The 10,941-nt window shown below is 49.4% G+C and carries 9 protein-coding genes; all 9 read left to right on the top strand.

All coding sequences use genetic code 11. The annotated features are described in order from the left end of the window. Window positions 1-21 precede the first annotated feature (21 nt). The 9 genes from E8E95_RS19385 to E8E95_RS19345 all read left to right on the top strand — a co-directional run bounded on the left by E8E95_RS19385 (window position 22) and on the right by E8E95_RS19345 (window position 10,941). Window positions 22-1,380 (top strand): calcium-binding protein, encoded by a 1,359-nt coding sequence (locus tag E8E95_RS19385; RefSeq protein WP_280352884.1) that lies wholly within the window; start codon window positions 22-24, stop codon window positions 1,378-1,380. Window positions 1,381-1,899: 519 nt separating this feature from the next. Then, a complete protein-coding gene (locus E8E95_RS19380; protein ID WP_280352882.1) occupies window positions 1,900-2,997 on the top strand; it encodes a Wzz/FepE/Etk N-terminal domain-containing protein in 1,098 nt (365 codons plus the stop codon). Between the two features lie 379 nt (window positions 2,998-3,376). Then, the gene (locus E8E95_RS19375; RefSeq protein WP_280352881.1) at window positions 3,377-4,486 is read left to right on the top strand and encodes a DegT/DnrJ/EryC1/StrS family aminotransferase; all 1,110 of its coding nucleotides are present in this window, start codon (window positions 3,377-3,379) and stop codon (window positions 4,484-4,486) included. A gap of 1 nt (window position 4,487) precedes the next feature. Continuing rightward, on the top strand, window positions 4,488-5,048 hold the full coding sequence (locus E8E95_RS19370; RefSeq protein WP_280352879.1) for an acyltransferase: 561 nt from the start codon (window positions 4,488-4,490) through the stop codon (window positions 5,046-5,048). A 56-nt stretch (window positions 5,049-5,104) separates the two neighbouring features. Then, window positions 5,105-6,598, top strand: coding sequence for an oligosaccharide flippase family protein (locus E8E95_RS19365; protein ID WP_280352877.1), 1,494 nt, complete (start codon window positions 5,105-5,107; stop codon window positions 6,596-6,598). After that, window positions 6,588-7,511 (top strand): glycosyltransferase, encoded by a 924-nt coding sequence (locus tag E8E95_RS19360; RefSeq protein WP_280352875.1) that lies wholly within the window; start codon window positions 6,588-6,590, stop codon window positions 7,509-7,511. Before E8E95_RS19365 ends, E8E95_RS19360 begins: the two co-directional genes overlap by 11 nt. Beyond that, complete coding sequence (locus tag E8E95_RS19355; RefSeq protein WP_280352873.1) at window positions 7,504-8,709, top strand: hypothetical protein; 1,206 nt, start codon at window positions 7,504-7,506, stop codon at window positions 8,707-8,709. Before E8E95_RS19360 ends, E8E95_RS19355 begins: the two co-directional genes overlap by 8 nt. 5 nt (window positions 8,710-8,714) lie before the next feature. After that, window positions 8,715-9,926, top strand: a complete 1,212-nt coding sequence (locus E8E95_RS19350) for a glycosyltransferase (RefSeq protein WP_280352872.1) — start codon at window positions 8,715-8,717, stop codon at window positions 9,924-9,926. Then, window positions 9,916-10,941, top strand: coding sequence for a polysaccharide biosynthesis protein (locus E8E95_RS19345; protein ID WP_280352870.1), 1,026 nt, complete (start codon window positions 9,916-9,918; stop codon window positions 10,939-10,941). The genes E8E95_RS19350 and E8E95_RS19345 overlap by 11 nt, the downstream gene beginning before the upstream one ends.

Below are 10,941 nucleotides of genomic sequence, written 5' to 3'. Positions count from 1 at the left end.
GTCGATGGCACGACGACGTCGGTGTTCAACTTCCAGTGGCAGTCGTCGGTTAACGGCGTGACCTTCACCAATATCCCGGGGGCCAATACGGCCAACTTCACCCCGGGTGCAGCGCAGGCCGGCCTGTTCCTGCGGGTGGTCACCAGCTACGTCGATGACAGTGGGTTCAACAACTCAGTAGCGTCGGCGGCGACCGGGCTGGTGGGGGCGTTGTTCAGTGGTGGGGTGGGTGCTGATACCTTCCTCGGCACAGTGGGTGATGATATAGCCAACGGTGGTGACGGCAACGATGTCCTGTGGGGGGCGCTCGGCAACGACACCCTCAACGGTGACGCGGGTGACGATTTCCTCATCGGTGGAGACGGTGCAGATACGATGGCCGGTGGTGCCGGCAACGACACCTATGGCGTCGACAATGCCCTGGACCTGGTGAACGAGTCCGCCGGTGGTGGTACCGACATGGTGTTGACCATCTTGCCGAACTACACGTTGGCGGCCAACCTCGAGATCCTTCAGTTCATCGGCAGTGGTTCGTTCATCGGTTTCGGCAATGAACTGAACAACGGCCTCTTTGGCGGAGCTGGCAACGACTTCCTCATCGGTGGAGAGGGGGCGGATGCGATGGTCGGTGGAGGTGGGGATGATACCTATGGCGTCGACAATGCCCTGGACAATGTGATCGAGTTTGACGGCGGTGGCACTGACTTTGCCTTGACCATCCTGTCGAGCTACACATTGGCGGCCAACGTCGAGATGCTCGAGTTCATCGGTAGCGGTTCGTTCACTGGATTCGGCAATGACCAGAGCAACAGCCTCTTTGGGGCGGCTGGCAACGACGTCCTCATCGGCGAGGGGGGCGCAGATGCGATGGTTGGTCGTGGCGGCGACGATATCTACGGCGTCGACAATGCCCTGGACACGGTGATCGAGTTTGACGCTGGTGGCACCGATTCTGTCCTGACGACGCTGTCGAGCTATACGCTAGGCGCCAACGTCGAGAACCTCATGTTCCTCGGCAGCGGTTCATTCAACGGCACGGGCAATGAGTTGAACAACGGTCTCATTGGGGGTGCCAGTGCTGATGTGCTCACCGGTGGAGCAGGGAATGACTCCATGGTGGGTGGTCTGGGCAATGATACGTTCGTGTTCGCCGCGGGGTTCGGTAACGACAGCATCCTTGACTTCGACTCCGACCCGGTGGGTGGTCAGGACCTGATGAACATAGCTGCGCTCGGCATCACTGCAGTGAACTTCGCGACCAGCGTCGGCATCGCCGACCTGGGTGAGAATACTCAGGTCACCATCGGTACCGACAGCATTACCCTGGTGGGTGTGGCGGATGCCACCACCGTGACCCAGGCGGACTTCATCGTCGGCTGAGGAGGCGACAACAAAGCGCGAAGCAGTGCGGCATGGGGGGCGAGTCGACCCCATGCCGCATTTTTTTATCCGTCGATTACCGAAATGGCGAAGATGACTTGAGCCGGATGAGCGCGTGGGCAGCCCGCGAGTTCCTCAAGCGATGGAGGCTGTGCACTCGACATTTCGCTTCTGCAAGTCATATCAGAATGCCATGGCCCGTTGAGGTTTCGGGCGCGTCCAGGTAAACCCCATTAGAGGTAGCCCACGCGCATCCGCTGGAGCGTGTCCGGCACAGTCGTCCGCGGACTCGGCTCGTGGCAAATGGCGTGCTGAAGAAGAATTTTTCCTGGGTCGACCAACGCTCGTCACTTCACATCAATCAGGGTAGATTACAAGCCCGCGAGTGATTGGTACGAGAACCTCTATTCCGGGGGCTCTTCCTTCTCGCGGTTCCCATCGCGAAACGCCAACAGCTGTAGATCGAGAGTCGAAAAGCCGGGGCCGCTCAGCTGAGAGTTTCTGGACGAGCGAACCTGTGTGGCAGAATACGCGCCCGCTTCTAGAGCAGCCCACGATCAAGGACAAATGATGCACGGATCACCTGTTTTCAATGCACCTCGATGGTCTAGTGATATAGATCTTCTTGGCTTGGCAAAGAGCCTCTGGGCTCAAAAGTTGTTAATTGCATTCGTGACATTGGTGGTTGCTATTGGTGCTGCGTCCTACGCATTTTTGAGCCCGCCGATTTATCAGGCCAAGTCTAGTTTGTTGCCACCGAAAATCAGCGATATCGCTGGCTATAACCTTGGGCGCAAGGAAGCTAACTTGCCTAGTGTCGGAGTGGCGGATGTATATGGTGTGTTCACTCGCATTCTTTTCTCCGAAACATTGCGGCGTAAGTTTTTTCGTGAGGTATATCTTCCCTCTCTTCCCGGCGATAAACCAGTGAATGCTCAAGAGTATTTATGGGATGCCTTCAATCGTACATTGACAGTTAGAGAGCCTGACGCAAGAAGCAAGCCTGGAAATTATGAAGTTAGCGTAGTGCATAAAGATCCTCAACTAGCAGCTGAGTGGACAAATTTGTTTATCCGCTCAGCTGCTGTGCTAGCAAGTGTTGACATGCAGCGAAACATGTTGAGTGAAATTGACACACGCGCGCAGGCCATTCAGCGACGCATTGATGTTTTGCGTGCAACGGCACTCAAACAGCGTGAAGATCGTATCGCGCGCTTGCAGGAAGCGCTTAAAGTGGCAGAGGCCGTAGGTAAGAACGCGCCTGAGGTGACGGAGGGGCGGATCTCTTCGGATGGTGAGTTGTCGTCTTTTGTCGATGGAAGTCTGATGTATATGCGTGGCGCAAAGGCGATTCGTGCCGAATTGGAAGTGCTGCAGGCGCGAAAGTCGGATGACCCCTTCATTACTGAATTGCGCGACCTGCAGAGTCAATTTGAGTTTCTATCGGGAATTGGTCTGGAATCGGATAAGTTCGCGGTTTTTACCCTTGATAGTGTCGCAGAAGCTCCCGAATCGCCGATAAAACCCAAGAAAGCATTTATCGTTGCCCTGGGTATAGTGTTGGGTGGAATGTTGGGCGTATTCATCGCTCTGCTGCGCTCAGCAATTAAGAGATAAATTTAAGTTACTCCGGATCTTGTTGGTAGCCGGAGTACCACTCTTGAGTTCCCTTGTTAAGCTGAGTGCATTGCTAAGCGCTGGGCCGGGTACGGCAAGGCAATCGATGGAACTTCGGCGTGAAAAGGTAGTCGATGCCGAATCGGCTCTGGTGCATCGTGCGGGCAGGCGCAGCGGCCAACATCACGATCTGCCAGGTCGATCGGCAGCTGCTTGGTGATGAAAGCGTGGCGTGTGCCGATGCGGGCAAGCAAAAAGCGCCAAGGCTATTGTGCATTCAATAGCGGTTTGCTGACAAAAGAGCTTTGCATCGCATCGTTTCTTCGCTGAGCAAGAATGGCTACGGTGATTACTTGTTGTCTTTGGTAGAGGATTTGCAATGAGCGACAAACCAATTTACGTGACCCAGCCGTATCTGCCGCCGCTGGACGAGTTTATCCCCTATTTGCAGCAGATCTGGGACAACAAGATTCTCACCAATGGCGGGCCGATGCACCAGCAGTTGGAAGACGCGCTGAGCGATTACCTTGGAGTCGAGCACATCGCCCTGTTCAACAACGGAACTATCGCGTTGCTTACCGCGTTGCAGTCGCTGCGCGTGACTGGAGAAGTGATCACCACGCCGTATTCATTCGTTGCCACTGCCCACTCGTTGTTGTGGAATGGGATCAAGCCGGTTTTCGTCGATATCGATCCGGACACCCTTAACCTAGACCCGAGCAAAATCGAAGCCGCTATCACCCCGCAAACCACTGCGATCATGCCGGTACACTGTTACGGCCACCCCTGTGATGTCCAAGCCATCCAGAAAATCGCTGATAACTACAACCTGCGAGTGATCTACGATGCTGCTCACGCCTTCGGCGTCCAGGATGCCGAAGGCAGCATCCTTCGGCATGGTGATTTGAGCGTGTTGAGTTTCCATGCTACCAAGGTCTTCAATACCCTTGAGGGTGGGGCGATCATCTGCCCAGACGCCAAGACTAAACAGCGTATCAACCACTTGAAGAACTTCGGTATTGTCGATGAAGTTACCGTGGTTGCGCCCGGTATCAATGGCAAGATGAGCGAAGTCAATGCAGCCTTTGGCCTACTTCAACTCCAGCACATTGAGCGCGCGCAGGCTCGACGCAAAGAGATCAACAGGATCTATCGCGAAATGTTGAAAGATGTGCAAGGAATTCACATCGTTGAAGAAGCCGGCGAGGCCGTAGCTAATTATTCTTATTTCCCAGTCCTGGTTGAAACCGACTACCCACTCAGCCGCGATGAACTGTATCTGAAGCTCAAGAACAACAATATTTTTGCGCGACGCTATTTCTACCCGCTGATTAGCGAGTTTCCCATGTATCGCGGAATGCCGTCAGCTCAGCGCGGAAATTTGCCAGTGGCATTTGACGTGGCAGAGAAAGTTCTATGTTTGCCGATTTACCCAGCTCTTAATGACTGCGACATCTCGCGGATCGTTAATTTCGTGAAGGGTAATTAATATGGGGCTTCTTTCGCGCGAACAGATCGCTGAAATGGGATTTGCCCACGTGGGGGTGAATCCGCGTCTCTCCGACAAGGCCTCATACTATAATTGTCAAAATATCAGCATTGGAGACAATGTGCGGATTGATGACTTTTGCGTTCTATCTGCCGGAGTTGGTGGGATTTCAGTCGGAAACTATATTCATATCGCTGTGTATACCTCGCTGATTGGCGCTGGAAGAATTACTCTTGGTGACTTTAGCAATATTTCATCAAAAGTCGCTATTTACAGCAGTAATGATGATTACAGCGGTGCGAGCATGACGAATCCGATGGTGCCTGAAGAGTTTACAAATGTTTTTCATGCAGATGTTGGTATCGGACAACATGTGATCATTGGTGCAGGTAGCATCGTCCTGCCAGGTGTTACTCTCGAGGAAGGCGTGGCGGTAGGAGCTTTGAGCCTGGTTACCAGGACGTGCGAGGCTTTCGGTATTTACTCGGGTGTGCCGGCAAGACGGATTAAGGAAAGAAAAAGGGATCTATTGACGTTGGCGCGTGAGTTTTTGAAGGAATAGGTCGGAATTCTCTTGATATCCATGGTCGAAAATAAACTGCAAGATAAATTAAAGCTGTGAATTATCCTCTCAAGCGGAACATAGTAGCCAACTACGCCAGCCAGATTTACGTTACTGCAGTCGGTATTTTAATTCTGCCCCTGTATATAAAGTATATGGGGGCAGAGGCCTATGGGTTGGTTGGTTTCTTCACCATGCTGCAAACCTGGTTTGCGCTGCTGGATGTTGGGCTAACGCCCACTATCGGACGAGAAACCGCCCGGTATAACGGCGGTGCAATGTCAGCACTGGCTTACCGGCAGTTCTTTCGTGCCCTCAATATCATCTTTGCCGGCATTGCCGTGATTGGCGGTGGTGGTTTATGGTTGTTGTCTGATTTCATCGTAGCCCACTGGCTCAATGTGGCGGAACTACCGCTGGACGATGTAGTTCTAGCCGTGGAGATCATGGCATTCAGCGTGGCACTGCGCTGGACGGGCGGCCTCTATCGCGGTGTTATTGCGGGCTTTGAGAGTTTGGTATGGCTAAGTGGCTTCAATGCGTTGGCCGCTACGGTGAGATTCCTTGGTGTATTCCTAAGTATGTGGTTGTTTGGATTTACACCTTTCGTATTTTTCATGTATCAACTAGTTGTTGCCCTGGTTGAGTTGATACTGGTCTTCATCAAGGCTAAAAAATTACTGCCTCGTGTTGATGCAGGTGAAAATATAGGTTGGTCGTTCCGTCCAGTTTCTTCTGTCATTAGGTTCTCGCTGACTATTGCTTTCATTTCATCAGTTTGGATTTTTGTCACTCAGGCCGACAAGTTGGTGTTGTCGGGGATTCTATCGCTGGAAGAGTATGGGTATTTCACCCTGTCTGTCCTGGTTGCGAGTGGCGTGATTGTTGCCGCGTCACCTATCGGTATGGCGGTGATGCCCACTATGGCTAGGCTCCGGGCTGAGGGCAATGATCAAGAAATGATGAAGGTTTATCATAACGCAACCAGGCTGGTAAGTTTGATCGGTGGGTGCGGTGCGGTCGTATTAAGCCTGTGTGCGAAACCACTCACGATGATGTGGATTGGTGATGCAGAGATCTCGACTAAAATAACCCCGATAATTCAGTTATATGCCGCAGGTAACGGTTTTCTGGTCGTGGCGGCCCTCCCGTACTATTTGCAATATTCATTAGGGAATCTCCGCTGCCATGTGATTGGAAGCGTGGGGCTGGCTTTCTTGTTGCTCCCCTTACAGGTAATAGCAGCCATTAAGTTCGGCGGTGTCGGTGCCGGTGTGGTTTGGGTTTCCATGAACGCGCTGTTTTTATTGGTGTGGGTTGCATACACCCATAGAAAGCTGATTCCCGGTATACATTTTTCTTGGTTGTATAGAAATGTCCTTCTAATTGTTTTGCCGGCACTTTCCATCTCTGCACTTTTGGCGATGCTGGATGTGGGGTTTGTGACAAGAATTGATGCCGCTTTAATAGTGGTTTCTTATTCTTTCGGAATTATGGGGGTTTCATTGATGACTTATTTATTCCTGAGAAGGTTCGCGAATGAACTATGATGAGTTCGCTTCATCTGGGTTGAGCAGGCCGAGAAATCGCCAGCTGCGAACTGAGGCCCAGATCATGCAAGATTGGGGAGGGGCAGAGGAGATTGCCGTCAGTATAGTGCTCGTCTCCTTTAATCAGGAGAGCTATATAGAGGATGCTCTTGCTGGTGTGTTATCGCAGAAAACAAGTTTCCCTTTTGAAATTATTTTGCATGATGATGCTTCAACGGATGGAACCAGAGAAATACTTGAGAAGTATGCCCTTGAGTATCCTGAAATAATCATACCTGTACTGAGGACGGTCAATATATTCTCCAAGGGAGGAGCGCCTTTCTGGGAAGGAATGAAGAACGCCAGAGGAAAGTATGTAGCGATATGCGAAGGAGATGACTTCTGGATAGATGATGGGAAGTTGGCGAAGCAATATCGATTTATGGAAGATAACAGTGGCGCCGCGTTTTGTTGCCACAATGCCAGCGTGCATTATGTGGGAACTGGAGAGGTTAAAGATTTCAATACGAAACTGAGTAGTGGCTATTATTCAACTAGAGACTTGGTTCTGAGAAAGTGGTTCATCCCGACAGCATCTCTTTTTTTCAGAAGAGAGATTGCAAATAGAAGGATACCTGCATGGTATGGTCAGGTTAGAAGTCAAGATCTCGCTCTTGAAATTGTCCTTTCCTTGGAGGGGGACCTGTGGTATCAAAACGAAAAATCATCAGTCTATAGGAAAAATGCGATTGGAAGTTTGAGTGCAAAAAAAGAAGTTCCTTGGGCGCATTTGCATCTTAGGATTGATCTGTTTAAGAAGTTGCGTGGCGAGTTTCCGTACATGAAGCGGTATTTGATATGGATTGATATCCTTATTACAAATTTGAAGATTGCGTATTCAAGAATCTTGACAAATATGAATAATAATGGCTAGTTCATCAGTGTTCCGATTCCTTTTATTTGTTTTACTGTTCTTGTTTGTTTACGGGCCGCCTTTTAGAGGCTTGCCAATAAATATATCTGCACTCCTTTCTTTGGTTGCCTATTCTCATCTGCTGTATATGGGGAAGTTGGGCGAGGCGTTTTACGTGTTTAGGCGTGAGATGCTTTTGCTATTTTTCTTGTGTCTATACTCGGTTTTTGTGTCCGTATTTTCTGGGGAGGCAGTCAACTACAGTATTTTTATTATTCTTTTTCTTAATATTCCCGTCTGTTGCTGGCTTTTCTATTGTTTTATGAGGGCTTCCTCTAGCCTGGGAATGGACCCTTATTTTTATTTCGTCAGGATGCTGGGAGTTATTGCGGCAGTTTCTTCAGTCCTCTCGTTGGTCATGTGGGTTAACCAGGATTTTGGGAATTATGTGAAGTTCGGAATCATGAAGTATGACGCTGAACTTATGGTGTATCAGATGCATCGGGGGTTCGGGCTGAGTGATGAATTGCTTTTCTCATATTCATTGGTTCAGGGTTGCATTTTATTGATTGTTGTTGGGTACTTTGGTCTTCGCGTTAGCACGCTTGCGCTGGCTGCTCTTGTTTTTTTGTCAATTTCCGTTAACGCAAGAATTGGATATGTTCTGTTTTTGGGCTTGCTGTTTTTGCCCGGGGTTTGGAGTTTGAAGAGTTGGTTGTTGGTAATCTTCTCTGCGTCGTTTTTTTTGGCGGTTATTTTCTTTTTAGGAGATATCGCAATATTTGATTTTGTTTTTAATCAATTTGAATATTTTTATAATGACATTATGGGGCGGACTGGAACTAGCACGCTGTCGATCTTGTTCGGCGAAATGTTCTTTTTGCCGGAATCAGTGTTGGGGCTCATATTTGGGACCGGAGAGAACGTATTTTATCGCGCGGTCGGCGGTAGTGATGTCGGTTACGTGATACTTTTGCATTTTGGAGGTATCTTGTATTTGACGGGGGTGCTTGTGTTTTTCGCACTCTGTTTTGTTCGTGGTAGAAGTGTTGGTGGGGACTTTGTCTCGTTAATTGCTATTCTTTTTATGGCTATAATGGCTCATTTTAAGGGCTTGTTTTTCGCTCCCAAGCCTGGCTTGCATCTTTTTCTAGTTGTTTATGTTTTTTATATACTTGGCGCTTTGTATAGAAAATCTCCACTAGAGGATTGGCGGTAAAAGGTATGCGGATTGTATTTGTTGGTGGTTTGTTCCCTGATGTTCAGCGCAAGGAGATCCTAGAGCGTTCTAAAGGGGTCATCCAGAATGCGGCAGACTCCTTTCAGTTTGGACTGCTGAAGGGGCTTGATGCTGTTGTTGATGATGGGATTGAAATTCTAAATCTTCCGTTTGTTGGGTCTTATCCTGCTCGCTATACTCACGCATATTTTCCTGGGTGTTTTGATAAGCTCTTCAAGAAAACATCGGTGAAAGGTATAGGTTTTTTAAATATATCCATAATCAAGCATTTTTCTAGATTTTTTTCTTTGTTGAATGCTCTTCGAAAGATCAGGTTCTCATCTGATGATGTGCTGATGATGTACTCTGTTCATTTGCCGTTTTTAGCAGCTGCTTATTTTTTGAAAAAAATCAGGAAACCTTACCCTAAGGTCTGTTTGATTGTTCCTGATCTGCCTGAGCATATGTCAGATAGTAAAGATATACTGTACAGGTTGTTTAAGAGAATTGATGTCTTCTTGATTGATAAGTTGTTGGGTTCGGTTGATTGCTATGTGTTATTGACATCTGCAATGGCGGAAAGGTTAGGCGTTACAGAGCAGCGTTTTGTTGTGGTTGAGGGTGTGGCTGTTGAGCCGGAAGTTCATGCTGACCAAGTCGAGTCTGATAGAAGGATAGTGTTTTACTCAGGCACTCTAGCCCGTAGGTATGGGGTGTGCGACTTGGTCAGTGCATTTAGAGAAATCTCAGCCCCCGATTGCGAACTGTGGATTTGTGGTGATGGTGATTCCAGGGAGTACATCGAGTCGGTTGCCTCTCAAGACCCCCGGGTTAAATACCTGGGACAGTTGCCTAGAGACCAGGTTATCAAAATTCAACATCAGGCCACGCTGCTGGTGAACCCTCGATCTGCGGAGGGGCTTTACACGCGCTACTCATTCCCGTCGAAAATAATGGAGTACATGGTCTCTGGGCGCCCAGTCGTCATGCATAGGCTGCCGGGAGTCCCGGCGGAGTACTATGATCATTGTTATGCTCCGCGGACTGGCGACACGCAAGGGCTAAAGGAATGCTTGCGGCATGTTCTGAGTCTTGATGAAGATAAGTTGATTGAAGTTGGCAGTTCGGCGAAGAGATTTATTCTCGAGAATAAATCAAGTACTAGCCAGGGCGCGAAAATAAAGGATTTTTTAAAGAGGGTGTTGCATGAAGAATAAAATTTTGCTTATCACGGGTGGCACAGGTTCTTTCGGTAACGCTGTACTCAAACGTTTTCTTGATACGGAAATTGCTGAGATCCGGATTTTCAGCCGGGATGAGAAGAAACAAGATGACATGCGTAAGCGTTATGGTAACCAAAAGTTAAAGTTCTATATTGGTGATGTGCGGGATTATCAGAGCGTACTGAACGCTACTCGTGGTGTGGATTATATTTTTCATGCTGCGGCGCTCAAGCAAGTACCATCATGTGAGTTTCACCCGATGGAGGCGGTCAAGACCAATGTGCTTGGCACTGAGAACGTACTAGAGGCCGCAATCCAGAATCAGGTCCAGCGCGTGGTGTGCTTAAGCACCGACAAGGCGGTCTATCCAATCAACGCAATGGGTATATCCAAGGCGATGATGGAAAAGGTGATGATTGCCAAATCACGTAATGATAACAATACCATCATCTGCGGAACGCGTTACGGCAACGTCATGGCCTCGCGAGGCTCCGTGATTCCGCTGTTCATCGAACAAATTCGTGCCGGCAAACCGCTGACGCTGACCGACCCCAACATGACTCGTTTCATGATGACTCTGGCCGACGCTGTGGATCTGGTGCTGTATGCCTTCGAGCATGGCAACAACGGTGATTTGTTCGTGCAAAAGTCACCGGCTGCCACTGTAGAAGTTTTGGCAAAAGCGTTGACACAAATGCTCGATAAACCTGACCACCCTATTCAGGTGATCGGCACTCGCCATGGTGAGAAGCTTTACGAAGCGTTGCTCAGCCGAGAGGAAATGGCCTGCGCTGAGGATATGGGCGCGTATTTCCGAGTTCCCCCGGATCTGCGTGATCTAAACTACGCCAAGTATGTGGAGCAGGGTGAGGAGAAGATCTCCCGCCTCGAAGACTATAACTCGCACAACACCGAGCGTCTGGACGTGCAGGGAATGCAGCAGCTGTTGCTCAAGCTGGATTTCATGCGTGCCATTAAACGCGGCGAACACGCAGTACCAGAGGAGTGA

Source organism: Pseudomonas sp. BN414, from assembly GCF_029871275.1.
Classification (GTDB): domain Bacteria; phylum Pseudomonadota; class Gammaproteobacteria; order Pseudomonadales; family Pseudomonadaceae; genus Metapseudomonas; species Metapseudomonas resinovorans_C.
The sequence above is the reverse complement of the archived record's forward strand: the minus strand, read 5'-3'. Positions and strand labels throughout refer to the sequence as shown.

Excerpts from the sequence above, each read along its gene's own strand:
- E8E95_RS19370 (WP_280352879.1), top strand. The coding sequence starts at position 4,488 with ATGGGGCTTCTTTCGCGCGAACAGATCGCTGAAATGGGATTTGCCCAC.
- E8E95_RS19360 (WP_280352875.1), top strand. The coding sequence starts at position 6,588 with ATGAACTATGATGAGTTCGCTTCATCTGGGTTGAGCAGGCCGAGAAAT.
- E8E95_RS19345 (WP_280352870.1), top strand. The coding sequence starts at position 9,916 with ATGAAGAATAAAATTTTGCTTATCACGGGTGGCACAGGTTCTTTCGGT.
- E8E95_RS19375 (WP_280352881.1), top strand. The coding sequence starts at position 3,377 with ATGAGCGACAAACCAATTTACGTGACCCAGCCGTATCTGCCGCCGCTG.
- E8E95_RS19350 (WP_280352872.1), top strand. The coding sequence starts at position 8,715 with ATGCGGATTGTATTTGTTGGTGGTTTGTTCCCTGATGTTCAGCGCAAG.
- E8E95_RS19355 (WP_280352873.1), top strand. The coding sequence starts at position 7,504 with ATGGCTAGTTCATCAGTGTTCCGATTCCTTTTATTTGTTTTACTGTTC.